The sequence below is a fragment of the Saccharopolyspora rhizosphaerae genome, assembly GCF_003931915.1.
Lineage (GTDB): Bacteria > Actinomycetota > Actinomycetes > Mycobacteriales > Pseudonocardiaceae > Saccharopolyspora > Saccharopolyspora rhizosphaerae.
Genome location: NZ_RSAA01000017.1, coordinates 16581 through 35178, shown reverse-complemented (window position 1 = coordinate 35178; position 18598 = coordinate 16581). Strand labels below are relative to the sequence as shown.

Genomic DNA, 18598 nt, shown 5'->3' with positions numbered 1-18598 from the left:
TGGCGAGGTCGTTCGACGGGCGTGGGTGAACGCCTTCACCCGCGAAGGCCGGCGATCTGCGCGCAGAGCTCGAGGAAGTGGTCGAGCGCGGGAGTCGTGTCAGGGTGGTAGGCCAAGGCGAGGTCCACGGTGGGGCGCGGTGCCGCGAGGTGCTTGAGCCGCACACCTCGGGTGCGCAGCGACCGCGCCCGAGGCCCCGGCACGGGCGCGATACCCGCGCCGCCGGCGACCGCGCGGAGGAGCTGCTCGTCGTCGGGCTCCTCGCGCACGACGCGCGGGCTCGAACCCGGCCAGAGCTGGTGGACGATCCGGTCGTACATGCCCGGTGCGTTCTCCCGCGGCCACAGGACGACCGGCTCGCCCTCGATCTGGTCGCGTCGAACCGTGCGCACCGGCCCCAGCGCGTGCCCCGAGGGCACGGCCAGCAGGAGTTCCTCGGTGGTCAGCGGCACGCAGCGCAGGTCGTGCAGCTCCAGCGGCGTGCGGACGAACGCGGCGTCCAGCGAGCCGGTGCGCAGCTCGTGGAGGTTGCGGGCGGTCCAGCCGGTGGTGAGCGCGAGGTCGACGTCGGGGTGGTGCCTGCGGAAGCGGTCGACGAGTTCGGCCGCCACGCCCCCGGGCGCCGAGCGCGTGTAGGCCACGCGCAGCCGGCCGGCCTGGCCGGTGGCGGCGTTGCGGATGGCTCGTTCGGCGCGGTCGATCCGGTCCAGCACCTGCTGGGCTTCGGTGACGGCGACCTCGCCGACCGCGGTCAGCGTCACACCGGTCGGCCTGCGCTCGACGAGCTCCGCGCCGAGCTCGCGTTCGAGCAGCCGGATCTGCTGGCTGAGCGCGGGCTGGGCGATGTGCAGCGACGCCGCTGCGCGGGTGAAGCTGCGGTGCTCGGCCAGGCGAACCAGGTAGCGCAGCCGACGGACCTCCATCCAGCTACTATAAGCGCACCTTATGGGTGCATACCAATCGGATCTTGGACAACCGCCTGGTGGGGACGTGGACTGGTGCCGTTCGTGTCGTCGTGGGAGGGCGGAGCAAAGGTGGAGGAGTTCGACGTCGTGGTGGTCGGTGCCGGCATCGTGGGGATGACCTGCGCCGTCGAGCTGCGCCACCGTGGTGCGCGGGTGTGCGTGGTCACCGCCGACGAACCCGCGAGGACGACGTCGTGGCTGGCGGCCGCGGTCTGGTACCCGGTCGGCATCGGTGGCAGCGAGCGCGCGTTCGCCTACGCCCAGGAGAGCTTCGACGTCTTCGCCGACCAGGCGTCGCAGGGCGTGCCCGGGGTGCGCATGATCGACACCCGCATGCTGCACCGGAACCCGCTGCCGGCAGACCCGTGGTGGTCGACGGCGGTGCCCGGGTTCGCGACCGAAGGCGCGGAGCACCCCTTCACCGGCACGTGGCGCTTCTCCGTGCCGCTGGTGGAGGTCCCGGTGTACCTGCCCTGGCTGCACGCGCAGGCGCTCGACCTCGGCGTCGAGGTGCGGACCAGGAGCGTGGAGTCGCTGGCGGAGCTCGCCGACCGCGCGAGGACCGTGGTCAACGCCACCGGGCTGGCCGCGCGCACGCTGTGCGGCGACACGACCGTGCAGCCCGTCCGCGGGCAGGTCATCCGAGCGTCGAACCCGGGGCTCTCGACGTCCGTGCGGGACGAACAGCACCCGGGCGGGCACACCTACGTCCACCCCCGGCACCGCGACGTGATCATCGGCGGCACCTTCGAACCCGGGACGACCGACACCACACCGGACCCCGCCACGGCGCAGCGGCTGTGGGCGCGTGCGACCGAACTCGTCCCCGAACTGCACCGGGCCCGCGTCCTGGAACACCACGCCGGCCTGCGCCCCCACCGCGACGACGGACCCCGCGTCGAACGGGACCACGACCTGGTCCCCGGCCGCGCGGTCGTGCACAACTACGGCCACGGTGGAGCCGGCATCACCTTGTCCTGGGGAAGCGCCCGCGACACGGCTGATCTCGTCGAGCACGCGCTGGAGGCAGCTGCCGTGTGAACGCCGTGGACGGTCCACAGCGTTCGTCCGAAGAGGACTGCTCGTCAGCGGGGTGTGGCCACCAGGCGCCAGCGCAGCTCGCCGCCGAGGTCGATCTCCTCGGACCACTCGGCACCAGCATCCCCGCGCAGGAGAGTTCCGCTCCACCACCGGGCGCTGGTCGAGGCCACGACGCGGTCGTGCTCGTTGAGCAGCACGGCGTGCGGTGCCCGTGAGCTCGACTCGATCAACAGGCGCTCGACGCACTCGACGGCGACGTCGGCGCCCAGCACGTCGACGAAACCGTCGTCGTGGATCACCGGAACGGCCAGGGTGATGGTGTGCTCGTTGGTCCCGGCGAAGTCGACGAACGGGCCGACGACCGCCGGGCGCATCGTCCGCCGGGGCAGTGCGAACCAGTCGTTGCTGACGTAGTCGTAGAAGTGGCTGTGCTCCGGGTCGAGGTGGTGCCGGACGAAGCGGGCCGGCTCGTCGTCCTCGCTGCGCCACCACTCCATCCAGCGCGGTGCGTCGCTGAGGTGGCCGTCGTCGAGCGCGAGGCCCACGCCCTGGACGAAGCCGCGGTTCTGCTCGAGCACCCGCAGCAGCGGCGGTTGCACCTGCACCACGTCGGCTCGGCGCAGCGGACGCTGTGCCTGCGCGAGCAGGCGGACGATCTCGGCCTGGGCTGAACCGAGGTCATCGAGCGCGCGGTCGACCCGTGCTCGGATGCGTTCCGCGCACCGGCGCAGCCTCGCGAGATCTCCGTCGTTCACGATCCTTCACCTCTGCTTGCGCGATGTCGCCATCATGGTTCACCGCGCGCCGCCAGGTCCAGGTGCAGGTCCATCAGGTGCTGCACCCGGCCTTCCACGTCGCGCATCACCACAGCACGCGCGGTGTCCCCGTCGGCACCGTCGATGGCCGTGATGGCGGCGTTGTGCGCGGATTCGGTCATGGGGTGGTGCTCGGCCTCACCGCCGACCATCCAGAACAGCGACGCCAGCTCGTCGTGCAGCTGGACGATGGCTTGCGTGAGGCGGGCGGAGTGCGCGATCACACCGATCTCGATGTGGAATCGGCTGTCCGCCCGGCGCCGCTCATCCGCAGTGGACGCGGAGCGGAAGTGCTCGGCCAGCCGCCGCAGCCGGTCCACGTCGTCGCTGACGGCCCGCTGCGCGGCCAGGTGGGCGGCCCCGCCCACCACGGCGGCGCAAGCATCCCCGAGGTCGCGGATCGAGTCGGCGCTGCGCTGGCGGAGCTGCTCGAGCACCTCCGCGGGCGGCAGCTTGGAGGCGTTGCGCACGAAGCTGCCGCCGCCGCGCCCGCGGCGGGTCTCGATGGCGCCGCGCTGGCGCAGGGTTTCCAGTGCTTGACGGAGGGTGCCGGTGGAAACACCCAGCTCGCCCGCGAGTTCGGATTCCGGTGGCAGCCGATCGCCGTGGCTCAGCAGTCCGACCGCGATCGCGGTTTCCAGCTGCCGCGCCACGTTCTGGGGGAGCCCCGGACCTTCGGTGGCGTCCAACCGCAGGTACGCAGCAAAACTCGACACCGCTGTGCTTCCTCTGCTCACCAACTGATCCGGCGGGTTCGGCGTGCGGGAAGACCGTTCGGACGCCCCGCACGCCGTGGCACCGGAGGAGCATACCTACCGAGCGGCCGGGCTCGAACACTCTTGTCATTTAAAATTGAGTTTTGTATGTTTTCTGCGCCGCTGTCCACCCGGAGGCGCCGCAGGCAGAGTTCACCGCTGCACTTGCCCGCTGGTCCGCGTCTTCGACGAGTCCTCAGGGAGCAGCTCGATGACGATGGAGCTCCGCTCGACCGGTGCGCTGGGCCACGCCCGCGCCGCCGGGTGCGGAGCGCTCGCAGAACGACCCGGCCGCCGGCGCGCTCAGCCCGCCCGCGAATCGGCCGACCACTTCCGAACGACGCACGTCACGGTCAACGGGTCCTGATCGGTCCGCGCACCACTCAGCGCTGACTCCGCGCGCCGCGCTTGTCCGAGCACGCGCCCCCGAACGCGGGAGGCGCGCGCCGACGACTGATCGGAACCTGTTGCGCAGCTAGATCGGAGCATCCTCTTGACCGAGCCCTCGCTGTCCGCACCCATCAGCTACGACCGAGTCTGGACCAACTGGGCCGGGAACCACACCGCCACCGCGGCGATGTACGTCCAGCCCCGCGACGAGTCCGAAGTCGTCGACGCCGTCCGCTACGCGATCCGGCAGGGCATGAACGTGCGGGTCGCCGGAACGGGGCACTCGTTCACGCCTGTCGTGCCCACCGGTGGGCTCATGCTCGACCTGACCCAGCTCAGCGGGGTCACGGCGACCGATCCGCAGCGCCTGCGGGCCAGCGCGCTGGCGGGCACCACGGTCGGCCAGCTCGGCGAGCCGCTGTGGGACGCCGGGTTGTCGCTGTCCAACCAGGGCGACATCGACAAGCAGGTCATCGCCGGTGCGCTCTCGACGGCCACGCACGGCTCCGGCATCGAGCTGCCGAACATGTCCGCGGCGATGCGCCGGGTGCGACTGGTCAACGGGCACGGCGAGGTCGTCGAGGTCGACGAGAACCAGATGCGGGAGCTGCGCGCTGCGCAGGTCGCGATCGGCTCGCTCGGCGTGATGCTCGAGGTCGAGCTGGCGGTGTCGCCCTCCTACTACATCAAGGAGGAGATCAGTTACCGGCCGTGGCAGGAGATCGAGGACAACTGGGACGACCTGATCGCCCACCACCGGCACTTCTCGTTCTTCTGGTGCCCCGCTGACCACTCCGTGGACCTCTACCAGCTCCCGGCGCCGCCCGACCAGCCGATGAGCAACCACTGCTACGTCAAGATCTACGACGAGGTCGAGGTCACCGAGCCCGAGGGCCTGGTCTCCGACGACGTGGGCAACCGGACCGACCGCGCCTACCGCGTCTACCCCGGCGGCTACGACGAGCCCTTCCACGAGATGGAGTACATGGTTCCGGCCGAGCACGGCCTGGAAGCGCTCAACACGATCCGCCGTCTCATGCTCGACGAGTTCCCCGACCAGCTCTACCCGATCGAGGTGCGCTGGACCGCGGCCGACGACGCCTACCTCTCGCCGAACTACCAGCGCGCCACCATGGTGATCTCGGTGTCGGGCGCGCCCGGGACGGACTACTGGCCGTTCCTGCGCGCCGTGGACCAGCGGCTGCAGCAGTACCACGCGCGTCCGCACTGGGGGAAGATCCACTTCATGACGCGGGACCGCTTGGGTGAACTGTTCCCCGAGTACGACACGTTCCGGTCCGTGCGGCGGGAGTTCGACCCGAACGGCACGTTCCTCAACGACCACCTGCGCCCGCTCCTGGGCTGAGTCGTCCACCACCGAGAGGAGGAGGGCGCGTGGAGTCCTTCGGGAACCTGATCATCTACGTGATGATGGTGTTCGTCGTGATCGGCGCCGTGGCGTCGATCCGCGACAGCGAGAGCGGGCTCGGCCAGGAGTTCAAGGAAGGCCTGCACTCGATCGGCGCCATCTTCATCCCCGTCGCCGGGATCATGGCCGCCATCCCGTACTTGTCGGCGCTGGTCGAGAAGGTCGCCGGACCGCTGTTCGGAGCGATCGGAGCGGACCCGGCGATCGCTGCGACGAGCTTGATCGCCGTGGACATGGGCGGTTACCAGCTGGCGAACGAAACCGCGGGCAGCACCGGCGGCTGGATCATGGCCACTGTGGTCGGTTACATGGCCGGAGCCACCATCATCTTCACCATCCCCGTCGGTCTGGCCATGTTGGACCGTCGCGACCACCGCTACATGGCGCTGGGCGTGTTGTCCGGCGTGCTGGCGATCCCGGTCGGCGTGCTGGTCACCACGGGGATCCTGCTGGCCACCGGGACGACCGTGCGCGGTGAGGTGTCCGCCGACAGCGCGTCGAACGCACCGCTGTCCGGTTTGGACTTCGGAACCATGATGTTCAACGTCGCGCCGCTGGTGGTCTTCGTGGTGCTGCTCGCGGCGGCCCTGTGGTTCGTGCCGACGATCATGATCCGCCTGTTCATGGGGTTCGGGCGGGTCCTGGACGCAGCGCTGAAGGTCGTGCTGGCCTTGAGCATCGTCGAGCACTTCACCGGTGTGTTCTCCACCGTGCTCGGCGGGTGGGGCTTCGACCCGATCATCGCCGACGCCGAGGACCAGTACCGCGCGTTGGAGGTCGCCGGCAACATCGGGATCATGCTCGCCGGGGCGTTCCCCATGGTCTACGTGTTGCGCAAGGGACTCGTGCGTCCCCTGGGCGCGCTCGGGCGCCGGGTGGGCATGAGCTCGGAGGGCACGGCCGGCCTGCTGGCCGCCGCGGCCAACGTGCTGGCCCTTTTCCGGCTCGTCCGCCACATGCCGCCGAAGGACAAGGTGCTGTGCATCGCCTTCGCGGTCTGCTCGGCGTTCCTCGTGGGCGACCACCTGGCGTTCACGGCGAACTTCCAGCCGAACCTCATCCTGCCCCTGGTCCTGGGCAAGCTGGCCGGCGGCCTGGTCGCCATCGCACTGGCGGCGCTCATCGCCCTGCCCGCTGTGCGAGCGATCGCGGCAGAGGAGTCGGAGAAGGACACCGATCCCGACGCCGCACCGGCGACCGCGTGAGCGGTCCCGGTCGCTGAACGGGTCACTGCAGCAGAAGGCCCCTCCGGTTTCCCGGAGGGGCCTTCTCGTGCGGCGGTCAGGATTCGGAGCGCTCGTAGGGGAGCAGCTCGCCCGCGGTCACCTCGAACGGAAGGTGGTTGCCGTCGGGCGGCAGTGGGCAGGTGGCGAAGTCGGTGAAGGCGCAGGGGAGGTTGAGCGCGCGGTTGAAGTCGAGGGTGACGGTGCCGTCGGCGGCCGGTTCGTCGGTGAGCACCGAGCGGTTCGCCGGGTAGGTCGTCACGCCGCTGGTGGCGTCGGTGAACAGGATGTTCAGGCCCTTGCCGGTCTTCCCGTTGAACGCGGTCAGCGCGTGCTCGACGCCGTCCCGTTCGAAGCGCACCACCCCCGGGGCCTGGTACACGTGGGTCAAGCCGGGCGTGACAGCGCCGACCGTCGTCGGGCGCGGCTCGGGGAAGGGCTCGAACGTGCCCGTGACGACCCAGATCGGGTCGGGTTCGTAGGTCGGCACACCCCGGAACTCGCACAGCACAGGCGCTTTCGGCGAGTGCACCCGGATCAGGTAGCCGGATCGGCGTGCCACCTCGACTTCCACGTCACCGGCGGACACCCGGGTACCGGCTCCGCTGTTGACCAGCTCGAAGCGCTGAACCCCGGTGATCGGTTCGCCCTCGTACGACAGCTCGGCACCTCGAGGGTCGACGTAGGCGGCCTCCTCGTCCTGCCACCACACGCCCGGAGCTCCCGGGTAGGTCGCGGGAACGTCGCTCAGCCATTCCAGGGACACGATGGCCAGCCAGCCGTACGGATCGGCGAGCTCCCGCTCCCGGTTCGCGTGCCACTCCTGCCACTGCTCGATGAACGTGCTCACGGGGCCCTCCACGAGGTCGCATCCGGCCGATGCCTCCGACGATACGGAGCCCACCCCCACCCCGCGAAGCCGTCCACACCGTGGAACTGCAGTTCCGGGGTGGCCGGGCGTCGAGACCTGCGGCCGGTTGCGGCCGTCGCCCCGGCTGCTCCCCCGGCTGCCGGGTACTCGCCCGCCATCCGCTGACCTGCCGCGGTGTGACCGCCCAGACGCTGCGGTTGCCCCGCGCTGATCGAGGATCTTCGATGGGGTGCTGAGCAAGAACCAGTCGCAGGAGGCCCGCATGTTCCACCCCCGCCGAGCCGTTGTGGCGCTGGCACTGCTCCTCGCGGCGGCGCCGACGCACGCGCTCGCGGAGCCGGTCCCCGCTCCGCCACCTGCGCCGGAACGGCCGAGCGCGGACAAGAGCATCGCCTTCTACGTGGGCAAGAACCGCACCGACAGCGGCTCGACCTTGCTCGGCGGCTTCGGGCACGAACCCTCGGGGCACTGGCTGGAGATCGTGCCGCGGCAGCAGCACCCGCCGGGCGCGACGATCACCGTCGGCGCCACCGAAGAAGCCGACCTGCCCGGCAAGCTCACCCAGATCCCCCAGGCGCCGGAGACCGCGAAGTACATCACCTCGAACTACTCCGAGTTCGCCGGATTCCCGGCCCCGCTCACCAACGGTGGGTTGAACGAGCACGGCGTCGCCGCGCGTGACGTGTGGTCGGACTCCCGTCCGGAGCTGGTCGCGATGACGCCGCCTGGACAGACCGGGCCGAGCTACAGCGACCTGTCCCGGATCGCGATGGAGCGGGCGCACACCGCGCGCGAAGCCGTGGAGATCCTCGGCGACCTCATCAACCGGTACGGCTACACCACCTACGGCGGCAACTCGCACCTGTTCGCCGACGCGAACGAAGGCTGGGTTTTCGTGGAGTTCGCGGGCGGCCAAGGCTTGTGGGCCGCGGAACGGCTCGGTCCGGACGACGTGCGGGTGTCCTACCCCGGGTACATCGGCGACGTCCCGACCGAACCCGGGAATCCGGACTTCCTCGGTTCACCGAACCTCGTGGACTTCGCGGTCCAGCAGGGCTGGTGGAACCCGGCGAGCGGGAAGCCGTTCAACCTCCAGGAGGTCTACGGCACCCCGTTCCCCGGTCACCCGGGCAAGTCCCTGCCGACCGACAAGGCCCCGTGGCGCCACCCGCCGACGCTGGAAGCCGAGCTGAGCAGGCTCGGCAAGGTCTCGCTGGTCGACATGCAGCGCATGGTGCGCGACCCGCGTTGGTCTGACGACCGTTCTGGCTACGGGCACGTCGCCGAACTCCGCTCAGACCTGCCGCACCCCGAGCTGGCGACGTTGTGGGTGGCGAACACGGCGGCGGTGACCGCCCCGTACATCCCGTGGCACATCGGAGCGACGGACGTGCCGCCGGAGTACGGGCAGCACCGCTACTTGACCGCGGGCGCGTCGGCGAACTACCTGAACCCGGAGTACGCCGCGCAGGAGGCGACCCGGTCGGCGACCTACCTGTCGAAGCGGCTCATGTACTACACCTGCGACCGCCCGGAGGTCTTCCTCGACCGCGTCACCAAGGCCTACGAGGGGTTCGAGGCGCAGATGCTCGCCGAGATCGGCGATGTGCAGCGGCGCGCGGCCGACAGCTACCGCGCCGGGAACGCCCCGGAAGCGCGCGCGACGCTGACCGACTGGAGCAACCGGTGGGCCATGAACGGGGTCGAACTCACCGAGCACCTGGTCGAGCAGGTCGAGGCTGAGACCAAGGAGCGGTTCGGCGTCCGCCCTCCGCACGTGGCCCCACCGCCCGGGGTCACCGCACGTCCCGGCAGCCTCAGCATGTCGCTGCCGGAGGACGCCGTCAGCGCACGGGACCGGATGCACTGCGACACGGGCAACGGCTGGGCCGACGGGAACACCGTCGACCGGAAAGGCCAGGTCGGCGACCCCGCGAACGTGCCCGACTACCGCGCGGCGCAGGAACCGCGGGACGGCTTCCCCTGGGCCGTGGTGGTGGGGGCGCTCGCCGGCCTGGTGATCGGCGCAGCTGGGATGTTCTTCCTCCGACGCAAGGGCTGAGGCCGCAACCTCACTGGCGCTGGACGGTCCCGAGCCGTCAGTCGTGGCGGGAACCCAGACAGCACAGCGCCCCTCGAGGAACCCGAGGGGCGCTGAGCTCGAGCCGAAAGCGGGGCTAGGACCGCACGACGTTCCCCGCGCCGGGATGGGCGGCGAGGGAGTGCTTCTCCTCCGCGACCGGCTTGAGCGCCAGCAGAAGCCCCAGCGCACAGGCACCGGCCATGACGAACACGGCGCCGGGTGCGGGCATGAGCCCGACCAGCGGACCGGCCACCAGGGGTCCGGCGGATTGGCCGATGAGCAGGTAGCTGTTGGCGGTGCTGACGAAGCCGCTCTTGTGATCAGCGGGTGCATGCCTGCTGAAGTGCAGGAACAACGACTGGGCCAGCGCCGCGAAGCAGAAGCCCTGCACCAACCGCAGCGGGATCATCGCGAACGGATCCAGCGGTAAGGCGACGACGGCGATGGAGACCGCGCACCCGGCCGCGCTGAGGGCGAACGTGCGCAGCGGTCGTCCGGTGAGGTCGTTGTGCTTGCCCCACCAGAAGGAGCCGAGCAGGGTCGCGCCCCACATCACCGAGTGCAGCACGCCGACCCACACGCTCGCGCCGCCGTCCTCGGTGACGACTCCTTCGACGTGTTCGGCGTAGACCGGGATCAGGCCGTAGACGCCGAAGTAGGCCGCGATCGCGGCCGCTGCCAGGGCGGCGGCCCCGGGAACGCCTCGCACCGAAGGACGACGCCGACGCTGTGACGTGCTCTCGGCACTCCTGGCCGCGCTTCGCCCAGGCTCGCTCAAACCCACCGCGCAGGTCACCGCGAGCACTGCCGCGGCTCCCGCGATGACCAGCATGAGGTGCTGCAGGCCGCCGGAGCCGACGAACAGGCCACCGGCGATGGGGCCGGCCAAGGCTCCCGCCGCTGTGGCGCTGAACGACTTGCCGAGGGACCTGCCGCGCTTCTCGTCGGAACCGGTGGAGCCGGCGAAGGCGGCTGCGGCTTCGACGACGCCGCCGAGGGTGCCTTGCAGCAGGCGTCCGGCGACGAGGAGCAGGGGAGTGGTGGCGGTAGCCATGACGACCATGGCCACCGCGAGTCCGAGCAGTGCGCGGACGACCATCCACTTGCGGCCGATGCGGTCGCCGAGGCGTCCCCACAACGGTGTGGCGACGGTGAGGGCCAGTGCCGGGGCCGCGATGGCCACCCCGGCCCAGGTCTGCGTCTCGGCGAGGCCGGTGGTGCCGATCTGCTCCAGGTAGAAGGGCATGATCGGCACCAGCATCATCAGCCCGGCGGTGTTGACGAACTGCCCCGCCCACAGCAGAGCGAGGTTGCGGCCGTGACCGCCCTCCCGCTCCCCGGGCCGCAGGGGCTGGGTGGCTCGCGTGCTCAGTGCGCGGGTCATGGCGTCACCGCCTCAGGTTCTTGCCACGGGTCCGGCAGGCTGGCGGCCCACTCGTCGTCGTAGACGAGGTCGAGGTAGCGCTCACCGCGGTCGGGCAGCACCGTGACGATCCGAGCGGGCCCACCCAGCCGGGAGATGAGGTGTTCCACTCCGGCGATCACGGCACCGGAGGACCCGCCCGCGAAGACCTTCTCGGTGGTCAGCAGCCGTCGGCACCCCGCGGTCGACTCCGCGTCGGCGATGTGCAGGACGTCGTCGATCTCGCCCGGGTCGTAGATCTCGGGCACGCGGCTGGCTCCGAAGCCGGGGATCTGCCGCGGTCCGGCTGGTGCGCCGAAGATGACCGAGCCGACGGCGTCGACGGCGATCACCTCGAGCTCGGGGTTGTCCTGACGCAGTCGTCGGGCGATGCCCTGGATGGAGCCGGTCGTGGACACCGCTGCCACCAGGTAGTCGATCGGTCCGTCGACGGAGTCGAGGATCTCCTCGCCGGCCGTTTCGTGGTAGGCCTGCCAGTTCAGCTCGTTGGCGTACTGGTTGATCTGGACCGCGTTCGGGATCGACCGCACGAGCTCCTGCGCCCGACGCACGCGCGCATGCAGGTAGCCGCCCGCTTCGTCGGACTCGCTCACCACCTCGACGTCAGCGCCGAACAGTTCCAGCAGACGCAGGTTGGTCGGCGAGGTCTTCGGGTCGACCACGGCGGTGAAGGACAACCCGTGCAGTCCCGCGGCCATCGCCAGCGCGATGCCGAGGTTGCCGGACGTGCTCTCCACCAGGCGCATCCCGGGACGGAGAGTTCCGTCGGCCAAGCCTTGTTCGACGATGAACCGCGCGGGACGGTCCTTCATGCTGCCGCCTGGGTTGAGCATCTCCAGTTTGGCGAGGACTTCCACGTCGGGTTCGGGGAAACACCGGCTGAGTCGCACCATCGGGGTCGAGCCGACACAGCCGATCACCGAATCGTGGATCACTGCGAACCTCCAGGTTTCGGGGCGCACGTCGGTGCGCCTCCGCGATGAGAAGTGCGGGGGAGCGTGAACCGGTGCGCGGACGCTGACGCGGTCGCCGGAGGTCGGCGACGGGGGAACGGCGTCACCGTCGCGCAGAAGGCACCGCCCGTGCGACGCGCGGTGGTTGCAGGAACGCACGAGGTTCGCTCTCAGCTGCGGTCGGCCGGACGAGTGCCTGGGGCGGGGATCAGGTTCGCGCGACGCACGCGAAGTGGAGGAACGCTGTTCCGGTTGGTCTCCACGGTGGCTGGGACAGCCAGTGCCGCAGCCGTGACGCCCAGGCGGCTTGCCTGGGCAGCAGCGCCACCGTCGTCGCGGTGAGGACCAACGCGAGCAGGAGGTGGTCCAGGTCGTCTGAACTGTTCAGCGTTCTCGTGAGCACGGCTGCGCTGAAGTCCGGCCCGGCGTCGCAGTGCGGCGCCCCGTCCTCGAATCCGTGGTCGTGGCTCGACGCGGACGCCTCATCCGTGAACGATGCCGAGGACTGGGCCTCACCAGCGTGCGAGTGCTCGGGTGCTGCGCCGTGGTGTGAGGTGGTGGAATGCGACGCGGACATCGACTCCGCGTGTCCCGGCAGCCCGTGCGCAGGCAGGAGCGCGAAGGGCACGAGGAGGAAGCCCAGCACGAGCAGGGGAAGCACGAGCAGCTTCCCCACGCCGTGTTGCCGGGTCATCGACTTCCTCACGGGCCCCACACTAGAGACGCGAGGAAAACCTGGCGAAGGGGTATGCGCCCTCTCACACGACCGATTCATCTTGCGCTGATCTCGAATTCGTTGGTGTGACAGGCTCGTTGGACGGGGAAACCAAGTCCTAGCTGTGGGCAGGCGAGTCGTGGCTGGGTGCAGCGGAGCGGCAGCTCAGACCGGCCGCGTGGAGGAATCACCGGAAGTGCCGTGAAAAATCGGGCGTGAGGTGGGGACTCACGGTTCGGCATCGCGCGTGCGCGTAGGCGTCGACAACGCGATCGAGTGCAGCGGTCACGAAGAACTGCACGTGGTCTCAAGCCGCACCTGAGTGGTCTGAGCGCTGGCAGGGCTCGTGGTAAGGGTCCGAAGTGCACTGTCAGGACGCCTCGCAGTGGACGAAGTCCTCCAGCGAGACCGAGACCTCCTGCCGGGTCTCGCTGTGACGGGTGCAGTAGGTGGTGGGGTACCAGCCGGGTCCCTGCCAGGCGGCGGGCTGCTTGTACTCGTGGCAGCCGTCCTCGGTGGCGCCGGTGCGCAGCCCGTCGAGCCAGGCGAGGCTGATCATCGGTTCGTAGTAGGTCACCTCGCGGTTCCAGGTGCCGTAGATCCAGGTGTGCCGGAAGGGCTGGCCGTTGAACTCCGGTGCCGTCGGGTCGACCAGGTGGTTGCCCATCGCGGGCTCGATCGCATCAGCGTCGGTGTGGTCGGCGGGCACGTAACGGGGCTCGGGCAGGCGCTTTCCCAGCTCGTAGTCGTCGCAGTGCACCAGCTGCGGGCACGGGCCGGGGCGGATCGCCAGTCGCTCGGCGTTGTCGTTGAGGTAGAAGTGCACGTCGTAGTGCGGCTTGTCGTACACCCCGAGCGGGATGTGACCGTGCGGGTTCCAGTTGTTGAGGATGTAGGTGAACGGGAACTCCCGCTGCTGCCGCGCGTGTTCTCCGAGTTCGAGCACCTCCCCGTAGCCACCGGAGCACTCCTCCACCGGATCGCTGCTGCCGTCGCCGTTCTTGTCGAAGCACAGCGTGCCGTCGGTGGGTGGGTTCTGCGGCAGCCCGCTGAAGCTCGCGTCCGACATCCGCACGCCGATCGACACCGGTCGTGAGCCGAGGAACTGGGTGTAGGCGGTGATCGTGCCGTCGCCGAGCGGCGCGGACTCGCCGTACTCGGCGCACGGGCCGCGGTAGGACGGCGTGGTGGCGACCAGGCGGTCGACCGCGGACCCGGGCAGCAGCAGCGACTGCTCGCGATCGGACACCGCGCACACCCATTCGAGCTTCTCGGCCGCGGCGGGCCGCGTGGTGGTGACTCCGCCCGCCGCGATCACGAGCGCCCCGGCGAACGCCATCACGAACCGGATCTTCATGGGCCCTCCGACGTGGTCTTGGTCGATCGCGCCAGAGTCCCGCCCGTCGCTGTCCCGCCGCTTACATCCGGCTCGTGACCGCCGGTCCGGACGCCGCTGCGGAACGTGCCCTTCAGCCTGCCGCCGCTCCGCTTCTCGCGCGTCCCGTTACTCTCCGACACACCAGGGTTCGAGCCACCCGTCGTGATCTGCTAAATCCAGGTACCCGGACACGTAGAAACCGCGAGGCGTGATCACGCTGTGTTCTGAAGTGTGGTCCCGTGACCCCCGAACACACGAACGAACCCCGAAACCCCGACAACCACCTTCCTGGTAGGGCAGCACCGGCGGCGCGGCGCTCCCGGCGGAGGGGTGCCGCGCACCTGACCGCCCTCCGCGAAGGGTTCCCCACCCCGGGGAGGCGCGCGGTGCAGGCTGCGGCAGCAGTCGCTGCGGTCGGTGCCTTCGGCCTGGTGACCGGCTGCGGCAGCGACCAGCAGGCCGAGGTGCGAGACGCCGCGGTGGCAGCCCCGGTGCACGCGCCACCGGCCCCGCACCAGTCCTCCGCTCCGGTCGCACCTGAGGCGCCCGCCCCCGCACCTCAGCAGCAACCGGCGCCCGCTCCGCACGAGACGCAGGCCGAGCCCGAAGCCCCGGTGGGCCCGCCTGTCGAGGGCATCGACGTGTCCAACCACAACGGCAAGATCGACTGGGGCAAGGTGGCGGCCGACGGCAAGAAGTTCACCTTCGTGCTGGCGACCGACGGCACCGGTTTCACGAACCCGCGCTACAACGAGCAGTACCACGGCGCCAAGGACGCCGGCCTGATCGCCGGCGCCTACCACTTCGCGAGGCCGAGCTCGTCCTCAGCCGAGGAGCAGGCCGAGCGGTTCTTGGCCACGGCTGACTACCAGGCTGACGGCAAGACCCTCCCTCCGGTGCTGGACCTGGAAGTCGCCCCGAAGGCCGGCGGTTGCTACGGGATGAGCGTCGAACAGATGCAGCAGTGGACCACGACCTTCAACACGAAGGTCAAGGAACGCACCGGCAAGGACGCGATCATCTACGCCAACCCGTCGTTCTGGAAGGAGTGCATGGGCGGTACCGACGCCTTCGACGACCACGCGCTGTGGCTGGCGTCCTACGGCGTCGAGAGCCCCTCCGTTCCCGGCGGTTTCGGTGACTGGGACTTCTGGCAGTACACCAGCAAGGGCGAGGTCCCCGGAATCAGCACCAACACGGACCTCAACCAGTACAAGGAAGGCCTCGCTCGTCTCGAGCGCTTGGTGCGCTGACAACAGCGAACGCTGAAGGGCGGCCGGGATCATCCCGGCCGCCCTTCCTCATGCGTGGCCCGAACGCGAGTGTGCGGGGTACCGGAGGAGTCCACCGGAAGTCGCTGTGCGACACGGACTCGCGTGGTCGTCCCCGGGAGAAGCGTTCTCCCTCAAGCCAGGCTGATCGAGATCAGGTCGAAGCAAGCAACCGCTTCATGGTGTCGATCTCGGTCTGCTGGGTGTCGATGATCTGCTGGGCCATCTGCTTGGCCTCGGGGAACTGCCCGGCGCTGAGCGCGGTCCGCGCCATCTCGATCGCCCCTTCGTGGTGCTCGATCATCATCGTCAGGAACGCCCGGTCGAACTCCGGCCCGGAGGACCGCCCGAGCCGGTGCATCTCCGCAGGCGACATCATCCCGCCGCCATGGCCGCCGTGCTCCACCCCGGAGTGCTCCCCGACGCCCCAGCTCTGCAACCACCCGGTCAACTTCTCGATCTCCGGGCCCTGCGCCGCCTGGATCTGCTCGGCCAGCGCCTTGACCTCCGGAGACTCCGCGCGGTCGGGTGCCATGCGCGACATCTCGATGGCCTGCTGGTGGTGCGGGACCATGCCCCGTGCGAAGGTGACGTCGGCCTGGTTGTGCGGCGCCTGCCCGGTTTCCTGCTGCTGGTCGGCGCTGGGCGGGGTCCCGTGCCCTTGCACGTGGTTCATGTCGTCACCGCCGGAACATCCGGCGGCCACGGCCGCTGCCATGGTGACGACCGCCGCAGCGGTCGCCACACGCGTGCGCTTCATCATGAAGAACTCTCCACGTCTCATCGATGGGTGCTGGAGGAGCAAAAACGCTGAGGAACGCCTTTGATCAGCACCGCATCACGCACAGCACGGCGAGACGTCGAGCGGTAGGAGCCGGAGGACGCCCGCGAACACCCGGCGGAGCGAGGCTGCGCACACGACCGGCGACGACAGCCCCCCACCTGCGTCGGAAGGCCAGGACCACCGACGCGGCGAACCCGATCACGACCGCCAAGCACAGGTGCAACACCTCGTGTCCGGACGGGAACGGGACACCGCTGTGCTCGCCGGGGTGGTGGCACTCGCAGCTCTCGTCAGACGCGGCCGTGATCGGCGCCGCGCTCACAGCGGAGGTGTGCGCTTCTGGGTTCGTGGAGGCGTGCGGACCCGGGGTGTGGTGCATGAGCACCACACCCAGAGCGAGGGCGATCAACAGGCCCCACCGGACGATCCGGGACCGCACGAGCACGCACCTGACGATACCCGGGGCGGGTATCCTGGATCAGGGCAAGGGGTGACTTCTGCAGGGAGAGCCGGGCGGAGGAAGCACCGGCTACAGTGGCCGTCGACGAACGTCGACGCTTCGACCGAGCGCTGGGTGCGAGCAGTGGTGATGTCCCCGATCAGGAAGGCCGACATGGCCCGCTCGGCCTCCTTGCGACTCGCACTCCTCGGCATCGGACTCGCAGTCGCACTCGCCGTAGGAGCGTGGTCAGGACCCGACGCGCCACTGCTGGACGTGCAGACCTGGCACGAGGCGAGCAGTGGGTGGACACCACTGCTCTTCGTGCTGGCTTTCGGGGCAGCCGCGCTCGTGTTCGCGCCGAGGCCGGCGCTGTCGACCATCGCCGGAATCGTGTTCACGATGCCGGTAGCAGTGCCCGTAGTGGTGGCGGGCACCGTGTTAGGTGCGGGCCTGGCGTTCGGCATCGCACGCCTGCTCGGCCGCGAAGCCCTCGCGCCCCTGCTCCGCAATGGCCGGTTGCACGCTCTGGACTCCGCGTTCGCGCGGCGAGGGTTCACGGCCACCGTGATCTGCCGACTGCTCCCGATCGTCCCCTACGGCGTCGTCAACTACGGCGCCGGCGTGACCCGGGTCCGCCCGCTGCCGTTCCTCGCCGGAACGGCGGTCGGGACGCTGCCCGCGAACCTCGCCTACATCACCGCAGGCAACGCCCTGGCCGCCGGCGCAGGCTGGATGCCCACGCTCTGCTCCGGACTCGCCGCGGCAGCCCTGCTCGGGATCGGATGGCTGGCGCGACGACTCGCGCGCACGCGACCAGCACCCGGTGCCGCTGACGTGGTGAGCATTCCGGCCGCAACCCCGCCACAGTAACCGCGACCCGCAGCACGACGCGGTGTGGTTGATGTGCTCTACACACGAAGCAGTTCCCAGTTGTCGGCTGATCCATGCGGATCGTGAACCACTATGAGGCGCCCACCGATCGTGATGGTGGGCGTAGCGAACAGCTCGTCGCTGTGACCTTCGAAACGGTTTTGCAACTTCGGTACCAGATCCGCTAACTCGGCGGGCCTAAGCTGCTCGTTGAGCACGCCCGGAAAAACCGCTCTGACCCCGCATTGACTAGATCGGAAGGAGCCCAGCCGCCCCGTAATTCTCGTTGAGCGAACTCGACCGGGGCTGGTTCGAACTCTGCCGAATCGAAGAGTTCGGCTTCAAGTCTCACCGGACCCCATCCGCGATCGCCGACGTGTACGCGGATTCTCGATCGTCGGTGATGAGCTGCTGATGGACCTGAGTGATGGCCATACCCTCGTCGTTCTATGAAGACGTGTGCGGATCACCAGGTTACCGCGAAGATCGTTTCCGATGGGACAGATTTCCAGACGTCAGCGTGGCTGATGACCAGTAAGAACTTGCCGAAAGGCACGGAACACGCTGGCGAAGCCGCCCCAAGCTAAGCCCGACGTCGTCCGCTGATCCATGACATCGTGCTGAGGACTCGCCACGAGGCGGATTTCGGGAGGAGTGGCGTAGGGCGTGGAGGTGGGTGATGCCGAGGCGGTCGGCCATGTCCTTGTAGCCCGCATCCGTGGAAGCAATGCCGGTGCGATCGGCCACCACTGGTAGCCCTGCTGCCTTCCGAGCAGAGCCAAGCCGAGCTTCGCGAAGCTCGGCTTATCGCACATCTGGGCTCTCGTGCAGACCCAAGCGACTCCCGACAAGGGCACTGCCATCCCGATCCCCCAGGGCCAGGTCCAGGCTCCCCACGACCGCGGACGGGTCCTGAGCGCAGCCCACCTGCGAACTCGACGACTTCGTCGCCTCAGCAGGAACTTGACACTGGAACACCGGCAGAGGTGATCGTCCTGCGTACCCACTCGCGTACCGCCGAGAGACCCAGTGGGTGGGGGAGCTTGGTCCGGCACTGCGGACCCGGCTGAGGTACGGGCCCACCGTTCGATCAAACGCAGCTCGACGGTTGGTCGCGGGCATGGTGGACCAGGACGACTAAGCCGCCCTAAGAAAATGAGCCCGACTCCACCACGGAGAGCAGCGAACAG

Annotated in this window: 17 protein-coding genes; 7 read left to right on the top strand and 10 right to left on the bottom strand. The window is 69.5% G+C overall.

The window, feature by feature from the left end; genetic code table 11:
- Positions 1-35 precede the first annotated feature (35 nt).
- The gene (locus EIL87_RS18320; RefSeq protein ID WP_125091788.1) at positions 36-923 is read right to left on the bottom strand and encodes a LysR family transcriptional regulator; all 888 of its coding nucleotides are present in this window, start codon (positions 921-923) and stop codon (positions 36-38) included.
- Positions 924-1034: 111 nt separating this feature from the next.
- Here EIL87_RS18320 and EIL87_RS18315 point away from each other — a divergent pair, with 111 nt between their 5' ends.
- On the top strand, positions 1035-2006 hold the full coding sequence (locus EIL87_RS18315) for an FAD-dependent oxidoreductase (RefSeq protein ID WP_233576355.1): 972 nt from the start codon (positions 1035-1037) through the stop codon (positions 2004-2006).
- Between the two features lie 44 nt (positions 2007-2050).
- On the opposite strand, the gene EIL87_RS18310 is transcribed toward EIL87_RS18315, so the two are convergent.
- Both EIL87_RS18310 and EIL87_RS18305 read right to left on the bottom strand, forming a co-directional pair.
- Positions 2051-2761: a cache domain-containing protein gene (locus EIL87_RS18310; protein ID WP_125091787.1), complete on the bottom strand. Its 711-nt coding sequence runs from the start codon at positions 2759-2761 to the stop codon at positions 2051-2053.
- A 32-nt stretch (positions 2762-2793) separates the two neighbouring features.
- Positions 2794-3537: a FadR/GntR family transcriptional regulator gene (locus EIL87_RS18305; RefSeq protein WP_158628661.1), complete on the bottom strand. Its 744-nt coding sequence runs from the start codon at positions 3535-3537 to the stop codon at positions 2794-2796.
- 250 nt (positions 3538-3787) lie between these two features.
- Here EIL87_RS18305 and EIL87_RS26870 point away from each other — a divergent pair, with 250 nt between their 5' ends.
- The 3 genes from EIL87_RS26870 to eutH all read left to right on the top strand — a co-directional run bounded on the left by EIL87_RS26870 (position 3788) and on the right by eutH (position 6600).
- Positions 3788-3943, top strand: a complete 156-nt coding sequence (locus EIL87_RS26870) for a hypothetical protein (protein WP_158628660.1) — start codon at positions 3788-3790, stop codon at positions 3941-3943.
- A gap of 126 nt (positions 3944-4069) precedes the next feature.
- Entirely contained in the window at positions 4070-5332 is a 1263-nt protein-coding gene (locus EIL87_RS18300) for a D-arabinono-1,4-lactone oxidase (protein WP_125091785.1), read from the top strand.
- 29 nt (positions 5333-5361) lie between these two features.
- Positions 5362-6600, top strand: coding sequence for an ethanolamine utilization protein EutH (gene eutH / locus EIL87_RS18295; RefSeq protein ID WP_125091784.1), 1239 nt, complete (start codon positions 5362-5364; stop codon positions 6598-6600).
- Between the two features lie 76 nt (positions 6601-6676).
- On the opposite strand, the gene EIL87_RS18290 is transcribed toward eutH, so the two are convergent.
- Positions 6677-7468: a DUF1684 domain-containing protein gene (locus EIL87_RS18290; RefSeq protein ID WP_125091783.1), complete on the bottom strand. Its 792-nt coding sequence runs from the start codon at positions 7466-7468 to the stop codon at positions 6677-6679.
- Between the two features lie 250 nt (positions 7469-7718).
- Here EIL87_RS18290 and EIL87_RS18285 point away from each other — a divergent pair, with 250 nt between their 5' ends.
- Positions 7719-9551: a C69 family dipeptidase gene (locus EIL87_RS18285; RefSeq protein WP_233576354.1), complete on the top strand. Its 1833-nt coding sequence runs from the start codon at positions 7719-7721 to the stop codon at positions 9549-9551.
- A 115-nt stretch (positions 9552-9666) separates the two neighbouring features.
- On the opposite strand, the gene EIL87_RS18280 is transcribed toward EIL87_RS18285, so the two are convergent.
- From EIL87_RS18280 to EIL87_RS18265, 4 genes are all read right to left on the bottom strand, one after another.
- Positions 9667-10956, bottom strand: coding sequence for an MFS transporter (locus tag EIL87_RS18280; RefSeq protein ID WP_125091782.1), 1290 nt, complete (start codon positions 10954-10956; stop codon positions 9667-9669).
- The gene (gene sbnA / locus EIL87_RS18275) at positions 10953-11915 is read right to left on the bottom strand and encodes a 2,3-diaminopropionate biosynthesis protein SbnA (protein ID WP_267898866.1); all 963 of its coding nucleotides are present in this window, start codon (positions 11913-11915) and stop codon (positions 10953-10955) included. The genes EIL87_RS18280 and sbnA overlap by 4 nt, the downstream gene beginning before the upstream one ends.
- A 241-nt stretch (positions 11916-12156) precedes the next feature.
- On the bottom strand, positions 12157-12642 hold the full coding sequence (locus tag EIL87_RS18270; protein WP_125091780.1) for a hypothetical protein: 486 nt from the start codon (positions 12640-12642) through the stop codon (positions 12157-12159).
- A gap of 391 nt (positions 12643-13033) precedes the next feature.
- Entirely contained in the window at positions 13034-14020 is a 987-nt protein-coding gene (locus tag EIL87_RS18265) for a hypothetical protein (protein WP_125091779.1), read from the bottom strand.
- A gap of 407 nt (positions 14021-14427) precedes the next feature.
- On the opposite strand from EIL87_RS18265, the gene EIL87_RS18260 reads away from it, so the two are divergent.
- On the top strand, positions 14428-15294 hold the full coding sequence (locus EIL87_RS18260; protein WP_233576353.1) for a GH25 family lysozyme: 867 nt from the start codon (positions 14428-14430) through the stop codon (positions 15292-15294).
- A 172-nt stretch (positions 15295-15466) separates the two neighbouring features.
- Here EIL87_RS18260 and EIL87_RS18255 read toward each other — a convergent pair whose 3' ends face one another.
- Positions 15467-16072: a DUF305 domain-containing protein gene (locus tag EIL87_RS18255; RefSeq protein ID WP_125092032.1), complete on the bottom strand. Its 606-nt coding sequence runs from the start codon at positions 16070-16072 to the stop codon at positions 15467-15469.
- Positions 16073-16139: 67 nt separating this feature from the next.
- Complete coding sequence (locus EIL87_RS27955) at positions 16140-16535, bottom strand: DUF6153 family protein (protein WP_407690560.1); 396 nt, start codon at positions 16533-16535, stop codon at positions 16140-16142.
- A 150-nt stretch (positions 16536-16685) separates the two neighbouring features.
- Between EIL87_RS27955 and EIL87_RS18250 the strand changes: the two genes are divergently transcribed.
- Positions 16686-17408, top strand: a complete 723-nt coding sequence (locus EIL87_RS18250) for a TVP38/TMEM64 family protein (RefSeq protein WP_125091777.1) — start codon at positions 16686-16688, stop codon at positions 17406-17408.
- Positions 17409-18598: the final 1190 nt, after the last annotated feature.

Coding starts and splice junctions, on each gene's coding strand:
- EIL87_RS18320 (WP_125091788.1), bottom strand. CDS start 923: ATGGAGGTCCGTCGGCTGCGCTACCTGGTTCGCCTGGCCGAGCACCGC.
- EIL87_RS26870 (WP_158628660.1), top strand. CDS start 3,788: ATGACGATGGAGCTCCGCTCGACCGGTGCGCTGGGCCACGCCCGCGCC.
- EIL87_RS18280 (WP_125091782.1), bottom strand. CDS start 10,956: ATGACCCGCGCACTGAGCACGCGAGCCACCCAGCCCCTGCGGCCCGGG.
- EIL87_RS18270 (WP_125091780.1), bottom strand. CDS start 12,642: ATGACCCGGCAACACGGCGTGGGGAAGCTGCTCGTGCTTCCCCTGCTC.
- EIL87_RS18265 (WP_125091779.1), bottom strand. CDS start 14,020: ATGAAGATCCGGTTCGTGATGGCGTTCGCCGGGGCGCTCGTGATCGCG.
- EIL87_RS18255 (WP_125092032.1), bottom strand. CDS start 16,072: ATGAAGCGCACGCGTGTGGCGACCGCTGCGGCGGTCGTCACCATGGCA.
- EIL87_RS18250 (WP_125091777.1), top strand. CDS start 16,686: ATGTCCCCGATCAGGAAGGCCGACATGGCCCGCTCGGCCTCCTTGCGA.